Source organism: Paenibacillus mellifer (assembly GCF_023195895.1).
Classification (GTDB): domain Bacteria; phylum Bacillota; class Bacilli; order Paenibacillales; family Paenibacillaceae; genus Fontibacillus; species Fontibacillus mellifer.
Genome location: NZ_JALPRK010000022.1, coordinates 1 through 17523 on the forward strand (window position 1 = coordinate 1; position 17523 = coordinate 17523).

The window sequence follows — 17523 nt, forward strand, 5'->3', positions numbered from 1 at the left end:
CTTCAGTTTGCTGCGAACGGAGAGAAGAGAAAGGTTCGGGATCAGTGAGACGTCGTATTCAGTCGTACGCCGGTTACCCTTGATGTCCAATTTACAATTACGGATTATGGTGCCTCTCAAGACTAAAAAGGCCAATGAGTCGGAGTAAATATCGACCCATTGGCCTGCGGGGACAATACCTGCTTTATTGATCTTCCTGCAGATCCTCGTTAGGATCTAGAGTATCTAATGCATGTGGCTTCACGGACAATCCGTTCGCCTCGCGAATAAGTGAGAAGTAGTGATCGCCACGAACGACTTCAAACTCCGGTCCGAGCGCTTCGCTCATGGTGACAACATCCGATGGCGTCAGACTCCAGGCCAGCAGGCCAAGCGAGACGAATAACGGGGATTGTCCGTCCCAGTTTGCTTTGGCTTCTTCGAGGATGCGCAAGCCGTCCTGAACGGTGCTGATGCCCTGAATCGTCGACACCGGCATAGAATCATTTACGATCTCTACCCCATGACGATCCTCCCAACTCAGGAACAATCCAGGCGCTTTGTAATAACGCTCATAGACTGTCGCATAGGATGAGCCAAGCGGTACATTTTTCCCGTCGATCCGATTCAGTACATACGTGAGTTTCATTCCCGTCTTCTGTAAATATTTATAGGACTTCTTCAGAAAGTCCGCAAACGAGGCTTCCGGCCAAGCTTCTGGGTAGAAATAGCCGGCGCCGGACGGTCCGGCGATAATCAGGTCGTTATCCGTTGCCGATTGCCGGAAATAATTAAGTATGGCCGGGGCGGCATCGTACAACAGCGGGCTGGACGTCCAGTTGATCGGCACCTGACCACGGGCAGGGTCATCCCACAGAATACGCATGCGATGCTGATTGTATTGGAAGTTATCGCCTTCGCTGAACGTATACGTGACATAGATTTTGTTTTCCAACGGCGGTGCGGCGGGTGCCTTGGTCTTGATCTGCTTCGCTTGGGTGCCAGAGAAGACGGTCAGGTTGCTGAACCAGTCGGCAGCCAAGACGTAGACGCCATGGTTGGAGGTGACTTCCACGGAGCTGAACTCACCCGCCACGTCGTTGCTGAACCATCCGAGGTAAGGCGTACCCGGCTCGACGTCAGCCAAGATTTTCTCGAACAGAGCTCTTTGCTCCGGATCATTCACTTCCAGCCAGAACACCATCGCTTTATTGGCGACGGCGTAATCGCGCAGATAACCGTACGGCTCCTTCTGCTCGGAGGAGGGCGGCTGAATGCTGCCTGCGGAAACCTTGTATTGGTTCCACATGACGACGGAGGCTGTCAGTTCCTGGGTGCCTGCCGGCGGAACAAAGCGATAAACGAAATATCGTCCGTTGTCGGTGAAGCGATGTCCGCCATCCCCGGCGGATACCTGGGAGTCCTGCCGATCATAAAGGAACGGCTCCTCTTCCGGCGTACCCGGTATGAACTGGGCGATCGTTTGTCCGTCGGCTTGGACCACGACCTCATGCACGGCTGAACCCCAGCCGTCCTGCGTAAATGCGTCGTCAAAACGTAAGTAGACGGCATCTCCGCCCATAAACGGAGTCAGGTCCAGATCGTAGGTGTCTTTGTTACTGGCATCGCGAATTTGTTCGGTTTCTTCGGCAATAACCTCAAAAGATTCAGGGAGTCCCGGAGGGAGTTTTACGGAGACGTCCGGACTGAGACCAACCAGCATGCGGTGCGTCGTTTGTTTCCATAGATGCTCGTATTGCCAGGTATAAGCGTCCATGCGGTCCTGGAACCGCCCGCGCAAATCGTCAAGCACCTTCAGGCGATAGGGGGAAGCCTTGAGTTGTTGAGCTATTTCAGGGCTTGCGACAACGGCGTTTTTGAGCCCGGCTAAGGTCGTCGCGACGTTGATCGAATCCGGAACCTCCGGATCGTAGATGATGATGCCCTTCACTTCATTTTTGTATTTCTTCACGAGATCCCAAGCCTCGTCATGCAGCTTATATGGAACCTTAAGGTCGTTCAGCCAAGTCAACTTGCCCTCTTCCTCGTTCTCCAGTAAGTAAATGCGAGGTTCGGAACGGTTGATGACACCTTGCAGCGTAGCCAGCAAGATCTTGATATCGCCAGGTGAGTTCACCACATCGACCACATCCAGCCGTTTCACCTTTCCGAAGCCTGGAAGCGCTTGTGATTTAGGCCAGCTAATCGTGTTCTTGGATGCAGTTTCCGTTGAGGATTGAGCCGTTGCAGAGGTGGTGCCAAGGGTTAGGGACATTGTGCAGAATAAAACGAAACAAGTCATCGTTATTTTGCGGAACAAATGCGTTCACCTCGTATCCTCATATTTAGGGCCATCGTTCGTTCAGTTCTCCTCTTGAAAGCCAGATCCACGAATTCCCTCCTTTATCGGCCGGTTGTGCAAAGGTTAACGATAGCACCTGTATAATATGTTTAATATATCCAATAGTGATTGTCAAGCAAGAGTACGACATTTAATGGATTGACGAAATGCTATAAATGATATAATGTGAATATATGGAGAGTAAGAAGATAGGAGAAGTCTTATGCAAAACGAACGCAAACCGTTATATATGCAGATTCAACAGCACTTCAAGGATATGATCTTGCAGGGCATGCTGCGGGAGAACGATAAGATCCCATCTGAGAAAGAATTGATGGAGCAGTTTGATGTCAGCCGGATTACGGTAGCGAATGCGCTGATGCAGTTGGCGAAGGACGGCTGGATCTACCGGATCCCTGGCAGGGGTAGCTTCGTGAGCGAAGGAATCAGCGAGCTGCTGCAACGCCACCAAGGTTCGTCGGCACCGGACGGCGGGCCATGGACAATGCTTGATGGAAACCTGGGGACGTTGGCGCATAACGTCGCCTCTTTTGGCGGTGCTTCAACCGATGCTCAGCAAGGAGGAAGCGAGACGGGGATCCAGGTCTCGGGTCGAAAAACGATCGGACTGGTCATGCCGATGCTGGTCGACTATTTTGCCATTCGGCTGCTGCAAGGGATTAATAACATCATCGCCGACAGTCCCTACAGCCTGCAGATTGTGCTGACATACAACTCCATCGATCGGGAGAAGGAAGCAATCAAAGATTTGATTCGCAAAGGGGCGGCCGGGCTTATCATATTCCCTTGCGACGCGGAGACGTACAACGAGGAAATCTTGTCCCTTAAGATGCGCGGCTACCCGTTCGTCTTGATTGATCGTTACTTACCGGGTGTGGCGACGAATCTGTCACGCAGCGACGGGTTGATCGGCGGACAGCTTGCTATCGATTATTTGTGGGGCTTGGGGCATCGCGATATCGCGATCTGCTCGGATTCACCCCTGCCCACCATTACGGTGGAGGAGCGGATCAACGGATATATGGAGGCGCTCAAACAGAAGGAAGCGATGATTAACCCGGCCCTGATCCTAACCGATTTCAATGTGGATTATAGCGAGATCGACAAGAAACACCCATTGTACCGGTTTATTAAGAACCAGATCGCCACCGCCTATATTACGCTAAACGGACGGCTTGGTCTGCACATCTACTCGATTTGCAAGGAATTGGGACTTAAGGTGCCGGAGGACGTCTCGATCCTCACATTCGACGATCCTTCGCCGGGGCTGCATGAATGGGGGTACTTCTCGCATATCTCCCAATCCGAGATTGAAATGGGGGAAGCGGCAGCCCGAATTTTGCTGGACATTTTCCAGAAGCCGGACGTCAAAGATTCGGGATACACGAAAGTGATCCTTGAGCCGAAGTTAATCGAAAGTCAATCTACCGGACCGCTCCGGAAGCGGACAACGTAAATTAGGACCGTTGGATAGGGCATCTGCTTGCTAACAAGCAGGTGTCTTTTTTTGCGAAAAATTAGCGATAAATGATATATCTAATATCTTGACATAAATGATATAGTGAAATATAGTTAATATTACAAATAGATAAACAACTAACAACCGATGCTTAATCAGTGCACTTCACAGTAAGGAGGGTTGCTTGGACGATGGAAAATGCGGGATTACGGGAGCGGAAAATACCGCTGCAGCGCAGGTTAGGAAGACATAAGGATGCTTTGATTGCCGCCGTTATCCTAGTGCCGATGTTTTTGGTATGGCTTGTGGTTTCGGGTTTCCCCACTTTGTTCGGGTTCGTCTTAGGTTTCTTTGAATGGGTGGGGTTGGCGGATACGCCTAATTTTATCTGGTTCGATAACTTTATCAGCTTCTTCAATAATCCGGTGTATACGGATGCCTTGTGGAGATCGATTTGGTTGGGCGGACTGGTAACTGTCATTACGCTTGGGGCAGGGTTCTTTGCTGCACTGCTGATGAATATGCCGTTGTTCGGCAAGGGATTTTACCGTTCGATCTGGTATATCCCCGCCATCACAGCAACAGTTGCGACCACGCAGGTGTTCAACATTTTTCTGGATTCAAACAATGGGGTCATCAACAACATTTTAAAAGCCATGGGCAAGGAGCCCATCGTTTGGCAGTACTCCGTCGGATGGGGGATATTCTGGATCGTGGTCTACTCTGTCTGGAAAGGGGTAGGGGGGGCGGCGTTAATCTGGCTGGCTGGGTTGCAATCCGTGGATCTGTCCTTATACGAGGCGGCGGAAATCGACGGTGCAGGTCGGTGGAATAAGCTGCGGTACGTAACTCTGCCTGGGCTCAAACCAATCGCGACGTACATCGTCATTACGAATTTGATCGGGGCGATCCAAATTTACGAGCAGGTGCTGTTTATTACCAACGGCGGTCCATATGGGCAAACCGAAGTGCTAGTATTCCGCATTTACCGGGACGGCTTCTGGGACTTCAATTTGGGAATGGCTGGGGCATCTTCGTTGATCATGGCTCTGATCGTTATCGTCGTTACCGTGCTGTACTACAACTGGTCAACAAAATCCGACCGACGGACGACCATCCCGCTGAAGCCGGTCAAATCCGCAGGAAAGGAGGCGCTCCCGCATGCCCAGTCCACTAAACGCCAAGGTTAGCAAGCAGTTTAAGCCCGTTTATTTGCTGGGGCATCTCATCCTGCTTGGCGTCGGGATCATCTTGCTGTATCCGCTCATTTTTATGGTGCTTGCCGGGTTCTTTACCAAGACGGAATTCTCCTCAACGGTGTTGGGCATTTTCCCAATCCCCAAAGCTCCGACGCTGGAGAACTTTAAAGCGCTGATCGCCGGGTCCACAGACGCGGCCGTAGCCACCTATATGAAAAACTCGCTTATTCGTACGGTATATAATACGTTTTGGGCGATTTTGACTTCGTTCCTGGCCGGATACGTATTTGCACGGCTGCGGTTCAAGGGGCGGGACGCGCTCTTTCTGATCCTGCTGGCCACGCAGATGATTCCCGGCACGCTGGCCATCATTCCGACTTACCTTGAATTTGCTCGGTTTCCGTTTGCCGGGGGCAACGATGTGTTCACCGGAGGGACCGGGATTCTGAACTCTTGGTGGGTCTACTTCATCGGCGGACCCAGCATCAACATCATGGGGACGTTTCTGGTGAAGCAGTCTCTGGAGAAGGTACCGCTGGAAATCGACGAAGCTGCCATTATGGACGGTGCCGGGACGCTCCGGTTGATCTTCCAGATCCTGTTCCCGCTGCAACTGCCGATCATGGCGTTTATCGCCATCACGACGGCGCTCGGGACGTGGAATGACTTTATTACCCCGTTCTTCTATACGACCAGCGATAGTTTGCAAACGCTTCCGGCAGCGATCACGCGGATATCCTCTGTTGGAGCTAGCCCGGGTGCCGTGATCAACTACCCGATGATCATCACCTTAAGCTTAGGGATTACGATTCCGGCGTTGCTGATCTTTGCTTTCTTCCAGAAGTATATTGTGCAGGGCTTAGCCAATACGGGCATCAAAGGGTAAGGGTAACCGTCAACACGCTTTGAGAAAGAACAAATAAGGACATTACGGTCCGTTCCGGATCGAATGGATAAACACCCGAGTTGAAACTTGATTTACTGGATACTCACAATGAATCAAATCAAATTTGGAGGGGTTCAAGTATGTTGTGGAAAAAAATGCACGTCATGTTTCTATCGCTGTTAATCATCGCCTTGTTAGCGGCTTGCGGTTCCGGGGGAGGCAATACAGGCGGCAACAAGGCCGCGAACGAACCGAGAACCAACCAAAACCAACCATCCGGTAATGACGGCAAGTCATCGGAGGGAGGCGCAACCATTACGGTGCTGAACGAAGGGGCCGTTGGGGTAGGGGTAGGGGTGCTCGCCGACCTGCTGGAGAAGAACAAGCAAAAGACGATTGCCGACGAGACGCTGAACCCGCGGATTTTAGAAGAGGATTACAATTATACTCCCGGTCAGCGGTTGCAAAAAGCCGGCCTCTTCCCGTACTATTATCAATCGTTTATAAACGAGAAAATGCAAAGCAAAAACATTACGGTCAAAACCGAGGACTGGGGCTGGGGCGAGCCGTTGATCCAGAAGCAAACGGCGGGATTCCTGGCCAAGAACATGCCGGACATCATCGTTGGGGAAACGCAAATGCCTGGGTTTGCCCAACAGGGCTTGCTTGAGCCGTTCCCGGATGAAATGGCGCAGGAAATTCGCGACAATGTCGCGCCTGCTGCCTGGAAGCCAATGGAGTATGATGGTAAGATTTATGGCTTTGCCTCGCAGCCTGGCGTAAGCAGCTTGTTCTGGAACAAGGATTTGGTGAAGCAAGCGGGCTTGGATCCGGATAAAGCACCGGCAACATGGGATGAATTATTGGCCAATGTGCAAAAGGTAACCGAAGCAGGAAAAGGCAAGTTCTATGGCGGCGGGGTATACGCCGGGCCAAACGCCGGGGGATATTTGCGGTATGGTACACTACTAGTAATCAATGGCGGGGGATTCGCCCATGATCAAGGCCAACCTGTTTTTAACTCCGACGCCAATGTGGAAACGGTGCAATTCCTGAAAGAGCTTAACGCAAACCATCCTGCGGGATTGATGGCAAACACGAATGAAGGAACCTATTTCGATGCATTCAAAAAAGGACAAATCGCTTATTTGATCGACGGACCGTGGCGGGCGATCGAAAGTTCGCAAATCGGCATCGAATACGGCATGTCGCAAATTCCGTTGTCCCCGGACGGTCAAGCCGGTAATATCACGATCGGCGCTGCGTTCCATGCCGTTCCGAAGGATGCCAAAAACAAGGAAGCTGCATTTGAGTACATTCGCGCGATGTACAGCGAAGAAATCCAGCAACTGGTCGCCGATACCGGCGTCCGTTCGCCGGTCTTGAAGTCGATCGCCGAAACCGATGCCTACAAAGCTGGTTATCCGGAAATGTATCAGCATTATCTGGCGATGTCTGGTAACGTGCAAGGGCTGCCGACGTTTGCCAAGGAAGATTCGAAGATCTGGCAAATCTTTGGCGAAGCCGTCACTAAAGCGTTAATGACTGAAGGGGATATCCAAACCATCATGGACGAGGCGCAGAAGAAAGCGGAGGCCATTACGAAGTAAACTACATTGAAAGAGTGATGCAGCATGCCTTATGAATCAAATCACATCATGACCCAAAAGGCGAAGCAAAGGCTTGCCAAATTACAAGCGTACATTTACCGCCCGATCGCTGGGCTCGAGGTTGAAGCTTGGGTGACGAAGGAGCCGGTCCCTTATGCCGATCGGAAGAGCGGTCAGCATATCCGGCTTCAACCCGGAGATAAATGGGGAGAGTTGTGGGATTGCGCCTGGTTTCATTTTCAAGGAACCGTTCCGGAAACGGCCGCCGGCCAAAAGATAGTTCTGCTAATCGACATTAATGGTGAACTATGCCTCGTGGACGAAGCCGGAACCCCGCGTCAAGGCTTAACCAACGTGAGTTCCGAGTTCGACTATAGCCTGGGGCGGCCCGGCAAGCGGGTGGTGGACGTCAGTTCCGCCGCCCGGGGCGGGGAAGTCATTGACCTCTGGGGAGATGGCGGCTGCAACGATTTGTTTGGCCATTATCGCAGCGGGACGCTGAAGGAAGCGGAAATTGCAATTTGCCACGAGGAAGCCCGCCAATTGGCTTACGATCTGGAGGTGCTGATCGAGCTGGTCGAGCACCTCCCGGACTCCAGCGCAAGGAAAGCTCAAGTGCTGCAATCCGTTTACGAGGCGGCTCTCCTGCTGGCGGAGATTAATGAGAAGACGGTGCATTTGGCGAAGGAACGAGTGGCCGGCGAATTGGTGAAAAAAGGCGGCGATCCTGTACTGACGGTCAGCGCCATCGGCCATGCACATATCGATTTGGCTTGGCTCTGGCCGATCCGCGAGACGATCCGCAAGGGGGCACGGACCTTCTCGACTGTGCTGCGCAACATGGAGAAGTATCCGAGTTATGTGTTTGGCGCAAGCCAGCCGCAGCTGTACCAGTGGATGAAGGAGTATTATCCGCAGCTTTATGCGGAAGTGAAGGAGCGAATCCGTGAGGGCCGCTGGGAGGCGCAAGGCGCGATGTGGGTCGAACCGGATGCGAACATTTCCGGAGGCGAGGCGCTGGTTCGTCAGATCCTGTACGGCAAACGGTTCTTCCGGGAAGAGTTCGGTAAGGACATGAAGGTGTTGTGGCTGCCGGACGTCTTCGGCTATACGGGCAGTTTGCCGCAGTTGCTCAAGAAATCCGGCGTGGACTACATGATGACGCAGAAGCTCTCATGGAGCACCTACAACACCCATCCGCATCACAGCTTCTACTGGGAGGGCATCGACGGGACGAAGGTGCTGACGCATCTGCCGCCGGAGGATACTTACAACAGCCCGGCTGCTCCGCGGTCGCTGGCCAAAATCGAGCAAGCCTACTTAGACCGGAACGTGTCGGAGCACGCGCTGATGTTGTTCGGAATCGGCGACGGTGGCGGCGGACCTGGGGAGGAACATCTAGAGCGACTCGAACGGGAGCACAATCTACTGGGACTTCCGCCGGTCGTTCAGGAGCCTTCGCTTGCATTCTTTGAGCGATTGGAGCAGGAAGCTTCCCGGTTCCAAACCTACCGGGGCGAACTGTATCTTGAGAAACATCAAGGGACTTTGACGACGCAGGCACGCAACAAGTGGTATAACCGCAAGCTGGAAAAAGCGCTGCGCGAGCTGGAATTCGCCGCTTCGCTGCAGCTCGCGCTTGGCGAAAGCCCGGCGGCGTACCCGACCGCTCGGCTGGAGGAAATTTGGAAGGAAATGCTGTTGTATCAATTCCATGATATTTTGCCGGGTTCGTCGATCACACGCGTGTACGACGAGTCGCTGGAGCGTTATGCCAAGCTCCTTGAGGAAGTTCGGGCGATGACCGCCGAAGCCTATGGGCGTGCAGCGGGTAGGTCCGGAGTTGCTGCCGACGAGACCGTCCTGTTCAATTCCTTGCCGTGGGAGCGGCGGGAATGGGTGGAGATGGACGGCAGCTGGCAGTATGTGCAAGTGCCGGCGATGGGCTGGCGTGAGTTGAAGCAGGCTTCTGCGGAGATCCTGGCGCCGGAAAAGGTGCTGATCGCCGAGGAGCTCCGTCTGGAGAACGAGCGCCTTGAGGTTCGTTTCGCCGAGGACGGCAGCATCGTGTCGTTATACGACAAGGCTGCCGATCGAGAAACGGTTCAGCCGGGCGAGCGGGCTAACGTGTTTACGATCTATCATGATGATGGCGATGCTTGGGACTTCCCGCGCGACTATCGCGACATGATCGCGGGGACGATGACGCTGGAAAGCCGGCGTGCTTATGTCTCCGGCCCGCAGGCGATCGTCGAGCAGGTCTATCGCTTTGGAGAATCGACGTTAAAACAGACGATCCGCTTGCTGCAAGGCGAGGATCTGCTGCGATTTGAGACGGAAGCGGATTGGCAGGAGAAGGGGAAGATGCTGCGGGTTGCTTTTCCAGTGGCGGTTGTAAGCGATCAGGTGAACTGCGAAATCCAGTTTGGGGTATTGAAACGACCGACGACGCGGAACAATGCGATCGAGTTCGCTCGCGACGAAATCTGCGCTCATCATTATCTCGATCTGTCCCAGCCGGATTACGGCGTAGCGCTGCTGAACGACAGTAAATATGGACACCGCGCGGAAGGTGGCGTATTGGACCTAAACCTGCTGCGCAGTCCAGGATATCCAGACCCGCAGGCCGATCGGGCGGAGCATCGCTTCACCTACGCCGTGTATCCGCATGCGGGCGACTTCATCCAAGCGGGGGTATATCGCAAAGGGTATGAGCTGAATATTCCGCTGACTCTGGCGGAAGCGATCCCGACGACAGCTCAAGCTGACGGAGCGGCTGATAACCATACCCAACAGTCGTTGCCGCTTGTTATCTTTGATCATCCGCATGTGATGGTGGAGGCGGTTAAGAAAGCGGAGGACAGCAATCATCTCATCTTCCGGCTGTACGAAACGGCGGGAGCCGGGGCGGATGGCGAACTGAGCTTCGGACCGGCTTGCCGGACCATCGAAGAGACGAACCTGCTGGAGGAGCTAACCTCGCTGTTAGCAGAAGACACAAATCAAATTCGCTTGCAGTTTACACCGTTTGAAATTAAGACGATTCGCGTGCAGTTGGCATAACCGTAGAGTTGAGGGCTTCTAACGAACTTCTAAGTTGCGAAGGAGGGGCTATAGCGTGACAGGAAGAGCACGGGCGGAAGAGCGGACCGGGTTCCAGGAAGGTAGTAATTACAGTGCTTCGTATGATCTGCAGGCGGATTTCGTGATGGTGTATGGCATTGGAGAAACGATGCCCCAGCGGATTCGCGAGTGGGCGGAACGAGGGTATCGGGTACATCTGATGACCGGGGTGTCCTGGGGAGGTTACCAGGACTACCTGAACGGCAAGACGGACGGTCGCCCCCATTGGGATGAAGCCCAGAAATATCAGGACGGCGAGATGATTATCCATGGAACTTCGGTAGATATTCCTTACATGGTGCCAACGATCAGCTATGCCGACTTTCTCGTGGAACGGATTCGGCCGGCTGTTGACGCCGGTGTGGAAGCCATCCATTTGGAGGAACCGGAATTTTGGGTGGAAGGCGGTTACTCCGAGGCGTTCCAACGCGAATGGCAAAATTATTACAACGAGCCATGGCAGCCGCCCCATTCCTCGGAGGATGCGCAATATCGGGCCTCCAAGCTGAAGGCTTACCTGTACACGCGTTGCCTGGACCGCATCTGCTCGGCGCTCAAAGAGTATTCACTGGTCCGGTACAATCGGCCGTTGCGTTTCTTTGTGCCGACGCATAGCTTGATCAACTACACCCAGTGGCGAATCGTCAGCCCGGAATCGCGGCTGCTCGACGTGCCGACGATCGACGGCTACATCGCTCAGATTTGGACGGGGACGTCGCGGACAGCCAACGTATATGAAGGAAAACGTGCGGAGCGAACGTTCGAGACGTCGTTCCTGGAATATGGAATTATGCAGGAATTGGTGCGTGGGACGCATCGTCGCATGTGGTTCCTGCATGATCCGATTGAGGATGATCCGACGCGAACCTGGGCGGATTACCGGGAGAACTACGTCAAGACGTTGATCGCCTCGCTCTTGCATCCGGCAGTTTCCCGCTATGAGGTGGCCCCCTGGCCTCGGCGGATATTTAAGGGAAGTTACCCGTCAGCCGATGGAAACGACAAAGAGGGGATTCCGGCCGAATACGGGACGATGTTGCTGAACGTGATGCATACGCTGGGGAACATGGAACAGGAGGAGGTTCGGGTATTCGGTAATGCCGCCGTCACCGGCGTGCTCCTGGCCGACTCGGCCATGTTCCAGCGGAAACGGATCGGAACGGTATCGTCTGGGTTTATGTTGAAATACGACGGGACTAACGAAGTGAAGCTGACGGATGAGTCCGCGGTCGAGCTGCTCAATTTCTCGGCGTTTTACGGGCTGACGTTGCCGCTGGTTAAACATGGGCTGCCGGTCCGACCGGTGCAGCTCGATAACGTTCGGCGGTTTCCCGGATATTTGGACGACTACCGTGTACTGGTATTAAGTTATGAGTTTATGAAGCCGGAATCCCCGGATTTGCATGGTGTTTTGGCCCAATGGGTACGGGAAGGCGGCGCGCTCATTTACGTCGGAGATGACAGTGATCCGTATCATGGGGTTCGAGAATGGTGGAACCAGGGACGGCGACATTATGTTTCGCCTCGGGCCCATTTATTCGAATCGCTCGGGTTACCGGGTGAATCCAAGGCAAATACGGAGGGAATTACAAGGGTTGGCGCTGGTTTGATTAGCTACTTGCCGATGCGGCCGGACCGGATCGCGGAGAGTGAGGCAGCGGCTACTCGGTTCCGCAATGCGGTGAGGGAAGCGATGAAGGTGCTGGGCAGCATGAAGGGGGTGGCGGATACCGGCCATTCCACGCAACACGCAGTCTCCGACAAAAGGTTGGGAGGGCCGCCTTTGGTGGACGCCCTTTGCTGGGAACCGAAGAACTACTTCCATCTCCGCCGGGGTCCCTACGTCATCGCGTCCGTCATGACCGAGTCGATCAGCGAAACACCGCTCGAGCTGGAAGGTCAGTTCGTCAACTTGCTCGACGCCGGCTTGCCTGTTATTGAACGGGTTAACGTCCAGCCGGGCCGCCAGGCCCTGCTTTACGATTTGATACACATCGGGCCGGGCGGTCTTGCTAACAACTCCGGCTTGATCGCCGCCTCCTCCCGAATCGAGGACTACCAGGAGGATGAGCGCGGCGTCACGTTTATAGCCAAGGGGCCTCGCCCGTTGCAGGCCGTGGCACGGATCCGCTGCGATGCAAGACCTGCTGCCGTTTCTGCAGAGGAGCTGGATTATGGAAAGGGAGAGGGGCGTGCACTTCCCGCATTAACGCCCTTTGAATGGGATGCGAGATCGCGTACGCTACTCATCCACTACGAGCATGGGGACGGAGGAACTCGCATTACGGTGACGAAGTAGAAAACGATGAATAACGACAGGATCACGATATCCGCATGGGAGGCAGATAACCAATGAATACGAAATTGCGTCCACCGGCAGTACCTTTGGTAACCATTGATCCTTATTTCAGCGTCTGGTCGATGGCGGATCGTCTGACCGATGACTTCACCCGCCACTGGACGGGGCGCCGGCAGGCGTTTACCGGATTGATACACATCGACGGCGTGGCCTGGCGGTTTGCCGGGCGCGTCGAGTCCAATCCGGAGCGGTATTATACGGAGCCGGAGGCGATGAACCAAACCGGACTTGAAGTTACGCCGCTCTCGACCCGCTACCAGTTTGAGGCAGGAGGGGTCGGGCTGGACGTGATCTTTACAAGTCCGTTGTTACCGGACGACTTGGAGCTCTTGTCGCGGCCAGCTTCCTATGTTTCTTTCCGCGTTCGCTCTCTCAACGGACGCCCTCATCAGGTGCGCCTCTATGTAGACGTAACCGGGGAGTGGTGCGTGAACGAAACCGACCAAGCGATCATTTGGCAGCAAGAGGTGCAGGGAGACCTCACGGTGCTACAGGTCCGCCATGCCGAGCAGAAACCGCTTCATGTCTCAGGCGACGACCAGCGCATCGATTGGGGCACCTTCATGTTGGCCGTCAAGCAGTCGCCGGATGTACGGACTTATCTGGAACAGGCCCAGGTTCGCAAACAGTTCGTCCGGGAAGGCGATATCCGGCTTCATGAAGATAAGGCGCCGATCGCTCAACCTCAGTCGGTTCGGGACGCCGAACTGGTCATGGCTTGCGTGTGGGAGCTCGGTGAGGTTACCGGGACGGAAGAGAAGTCCCAGTTGCTCGTCCTCGCCTATGACGATGTGTACGCAATTGAATATTTTGGTCGGCCGCTGGAGGCTTATTGGAAAAAGGACGGAAAAACGGTCGCAACTCTGCTGGACGAAGCGTTCAGGGACTACCCGGACCTCATGGTGCGATGCGAGACATTTGATGCTAAGTTGCGCGAAGACGCGGTTCACGCCGGCGGGGATAAATACGCCGATATCCTGTCTCTGTCCTTTCGGCAGGCGATTGCGGCGCATAAACTGGTCCGTGATCTCGAGGGGCAAGTGCTGTTCATGTCCAAGGAATGCTTCAGTAATGGCTGTATCGCCACGGTGGACGTGAGTTATCCTTCGATTCCGCTATTTTTGCTGTACCAGCCTGAGCTGGTGCGCGGCATGATGCGGCCGATCTTCAAATATGCCGCCAGCGACGCGTGGGAGTTTGAATTTGCGCCTCATGACGTGGGTCAATATCCACTCGCGAACGGTCAAGTGTATGGCGAGAACAAGCTGGAGGGGCAGATGCCGGTCGAGGAATGCGGCAATATGCTCGTCATGGCGGCTGCAGTTACGTTGGCAGACGGTAACACGAACTTCGTGCTGGAGCATCGTGAGTTGCTTGCGAAGTGGGCTGACTATTTGGTGGAGCATGGGCTTGATCCGGAAAATCAGCTATGCACCGATGATTTCGCCGGACATTTGGCGCGCAATGCCAACCTGTCGGTCAAAGCCGTGATGGGCGTAGCCAGCTACGGGTTGTTGTGCGGGCTGCTCGGCGAAGCGGAAGCCGCGGAGCGTTACCGCCAGGCCGCCTCGGACATGGCTCGGAAGTGGGAAAGCCTTGCAGCCGACCCAACTGATGAGAGCCACACCGTGCTGGCCTTCGGTCAACCTGGAAGCTGGAGCCTGAAATATAACCTGGTCTGGGACGGCATCTTCGGGACCGGTTTGTTCGGGGAAGAGACGATCCGCCGCGAGGTTGTCTGGTATGTGGGGAAGCGGGAACGGTATGGCACACCGCTGGACAATCGGGCGGCCTATACGAAGGCGGATTGGCTGGTTTGGGCCGGAACGTTGGCGGAAAGTCGCGAGGACTTCGAGCGAATCATAGCGCCGCTCTGGACGTTCTTGAATGAGACGCGGGACCGCGTCCCGTTCACGGATTGGTACGATACCAAGACGTCGGCGCAAATCGGTTTCCAGCATCGGACCGTGGTTGGCGGCTTGTATATCAAGCTGCTGAAGGATCGCGGTTGGGAACGGGCCTAGGGTTCGATGAATCTAATCGATATTTCAGATAGAATCTTTGCCTTGGGCCGGCTTGGACGTAAATCTGTTCGTTTTTTCGCATACATCGGATATGATATCCTGAGAGTACATCTTCAAAAGGAGTGTTCATATCTATGGAGCAAATCATTCCGGAAATTACGTTAAATGACGGTTTAAAGCTGCCGGTGGTTGGGTTAGGCACCTACACGCTTCGCGGCAGCGAAGGTGTGCAATCGATTGTTAATGCGATCCACTCCGGGTACCGCTTGCTCGATTCCGCCTATAACTATGAGAACGAAGGAACCGTCGGCGAAGCCGTAAGGCGCTCTGCAGTACCAAGGGAAGAGCTCATCCTTGCGTCCAAGCTCCCCGGCCGCTATCACACCTATGATAAAGCGGTGAAGGCGATCCAGGAATCACTGTACCGCGCGCAGTTGGATTACTACGACCTGTATTTGATCCACTGGCCCAATCCGATCCAAGGCCATTATGTGGAAGCCTGGCAAGCTTTGATTGACGCGAAAAAGTGGGGGCTGATCCGCTCCATCGGCGTCAGCAATTTCCTGCCCGACCACCTGGACCGCCTGGTGGAGGAAACCGGCGTGACGCCAAGCGTAAACCAGATAGAACTGCATCCGTTCTTTAATCAGGTTGAGCAGCGCAAATATCACGAAGAGCACGGGATCGTCACGGAATCGTGGAGCCCGCTGGCTCATGGCAACGACGTCTTGAATCACGAGATCATCCGGCAAATTGCCGAACGTCACGGGAAGTCGGTGTCCCAGATTATTTTGCGTTGGCATTATCAACTGGGAGCCGTATCGATTCCAAAGTCGGCTTCCGCCGCTCGTCAACTGGAGAACCTCTCGATCTTTGACTTCGCCCTGGACGAAGGAGAAATGGGACAGATCTCCGGCTTAACCCGCCCGGATGGACGGTTAAGAGATCAAGACCCGGCGGTATACGAGGAGTTTTAATGGAGCAATAACAAAGCGAGCCGCAGAGAGATAACCTCTGCGGCTCGCTTTTCTAATCCTTCGGATGAAACGTGATTTCACTTTCGCGGTCACATCGATGGACGACAGATATCAATCGGGACCTCTCCAGCCGGTGGCATCGGCATTCCAGAATGCCAATTCCGTTCGCCGTGTCCTCCGGTTCCTGCCGGTAAACGGTCGAACGGTTCAGATACATCAGCAGCTCCCCTTGGATGGCGGCGCACTGCCGACTCTTGATTCGCACCGTTTGGGTGAAGATCCCGCCTTGTACCGGAAGCTTAACGGCTTCGAAGGCGGACAAGTAGGCGATGACGGAATAAAGGGCCTGCAGAAAGCCGAAATGACAACCCGCACCGATCAAGATGAGGCAGTTCAACAGCAGTAAGAGACGTTCCGGGGACAAACTGCGATATTGGAGCTGGTTCGCCGCTTTCTCCGCAATGTCCAGTGCCCCTCCAAACCGTAAGGATAAACCAAGCCCGAATCCTAAAGATACTCCCCCGATCAACGCCGCTGGCAGCGGCTCGTTGATTAGCGAAGGGTAGGGATGGAGCACGAGCGTCCCCAGTGAAAACACCAATATTCCGATGACGGTGAAGATCCCGTAGGACCAATGTATATTTTTGCGGTAGAGAAATAGGAACGGTAGATTAAGCAGAAACAGGAACAACCCCAGCCGCATTTCCGTTTTTAACGCTAGCAATGCGGATAAACCTGTCATTCCTCCAACAACGATGCCATGGGGCATTAAGAACAGCTCCAGGCCGACGGAGGCAAGAAGTGCGCCTACAATGACGCCCGCAGCACGGCCAAACGGCGGAATTAGGTACTTAAAGCCGCTGCGGGATTTCCCGGAGGAATGAACTCTCATTTGATGTTTCAAACCGACCCCTCCTTACTGGATAAACCCATGATCAAAGGCAGGTGGTTCTAAAACTGGCAACGATTGGAGCCTACTTCCCACTCAATAGGATCTGTCGGATTTGCTGTTGATGGAGCCGCTCGCCAAGCACGACGACCAAGGCCTCGGACGTCAGCATCAGATCGGCTCCGGGACTGATGTGTTTTTTGTGGTTTTTCTCGATCACGGTGATAATCGTAGCTCCAGAGCGTTGACGAATTTTGAGCTCACCGATCGTTTTGCCAATCGCTTTATAATTCGAATCTAATTTGTACCATTCAATGATCAGATCACCCAAAGCTACCTCAATGTTCTCCATAGCTGTCGGTTTGTAGGTCGCCCCGCCGATAATGGCCGAAACGTATCTCGCTTCATCGTCGTCCAAGGTCACCATAGAGACGCTGTCGTCCGGATCATGAACATCGAAGTGAGAGAGCTCACGCCGACCGTCATTATGGATCATGATCGATAATTTATCGCCGCTGCGGGCTTGAATGAGAAATTTTTTGCCGATTCCCGGTAGATCGGTTTCTTTAAGATTCATTTAAAGTCAGCCTCCAGTTTTAGAGTCGTCTTACCCCTTTTGGGTATTGCAAAATAAGCCTCTGTGATTTCCGTGTTTG

11 protein-coding genes are annotated in these 17523 nt (G+C 54.0%); 8 read left to right on the forward strand and 3 right to left on the reverse strand.

Translation table 11 applies throughout. The features are described from left to right. Positions 1–184 precede the first annotated feature (184 nt). Positions 185–2143 (reverse strand): GxGYxYP domain-containing protein, encoded by a 1959-nt coding sequence (locus M0651_RS18965; RefSeq protein WP_248553299.1) that lies wholly within the window; start codon positions 2141–2143, stop codon positions 185–187. Positions 2144–2543: 400 nt separating this feature from the next. Between M0651_RS18965 and M0651_RS18970 the strand changes: the two genes are divergently transcribed. The 8 genes from M0651_RS18970 to M0651_RS19005 all read left to right on the forward strand — a co-directional run bounded on the left by M0651_RS18970 (position 2544) and on the right by M0651_RS19005 (position 15978). Next, positions 2544–3797: a GntR family transcriptional regulator gene (locus tag M0651_RS18970; RefSeq protein WP_248553300.1), complete on the forward strand. Its 1254-nt coding sequence runs from the start codon at positions 2544–2546 to the stop codon at positions 3795–3797. A 194-nt stretch (positions 3798–3991) separates the two neighbouring features. Continuing rightward, complete coding sequence (locus M0651_RS18975) at positions 3992–4990, forward strand: carbohydrate ABC transporter permease (protein ID WP_248553301.1); 999 nt, start codon at positions 3992–3994, stop codon at positions 4988–4990. After that, positions 4962–5885 carry a carbohydrate ABC transporter permease gene (locus tag M0651_RS18980; RefSeq protein ID WP_248553302.1) on the forward strand — a complete coding sequence of 308 codons (924 nt, stop codon included), beginning with the start codon at positions 4962–4964 and terminating at the stop codon, positions 5883–5885. Before M0651_RS18975 ends, M0651_RS18980 begins: the two co-directional genes overlap by 29 nt. Positions 5886–6025: 140 nt before the next feature. Next, positions 6026–7495 (forward strand): extracellular solute-binding protein, encoded by a 1470-nt coding sequence (locus M0651_RS18985; protein WP_248553303.1) that lies wholly within the window; start codon positions 6026–6028, stop codon positions 7493–7495. A 24-nt stretch (positions 7496–7519) separates the two neighbouring features. Then, positions 7520–10558: an alpha-mannosidase gene (locus M0651_RS18990; RefSeq protein WP_248553304.1), complete on the forward strand. Its 3039-nt coding sequence runs from the start codon at positions 7520–7522 to the stop codon at positions 10556–10558. Between the two features lie 55 nt (positions 10559–10613). Beyond that, a complete protein-coding gene (locus M0651_RS18995; RefSeq protein WP_248553305.1) occupies positions 10614–12917 on the forward strand; it encodes a hypothetical protein in 2304 nt (767 codons plus the stop codon). Between the two features lie 53 nt (positions 12918–12970). Next, complete coding sequence (locus M0651_RS19000) at positions 12971–15001, forward strand: glutaminase family protein (protein ID WP_248553306.1); 2031 nt, start codon at positions 12971–12973, stop codon at positions 14999–15001. Positions 15002–15135: 134 nt separating this feature from the next. Then, complete coding sequence (locus M0651_RS19005) at positions 15136–15978, forward strand: aldo/keto reductase (RefSeq protein ID WP_248553307.1); 843 nt, start codon at positions 15136–15138, stop codon at positions 15976–15978. 52 nt (positions 15979–16030) lie between these two features. Here the strand turns inward: M0651_RS19005 and M0651_RS19010 are convergent, their stop codons facing one another. Then, complete coding sequence (locus M0651_RS19010; RefSeq protein ID WP_248553308.1) at positions 16031–16882, reverse strand: YitT family protein; 852 nt, start codon at positions 16880–16882, stop codon at positions 16031–16033. Positions 16883–16952: 70 nt separating this feature from the next. Continuing rightward, entirely contained in the window at positions 16953–17444 is a 492-nt protein-coding gene (locus M0651_RS19015) for a cation:proton antiporter regulatory subunit (protein ID WP_248553309.1), read from the reverse strand. Positions 17445–17523: the final 79 nt, after the last annotated feature.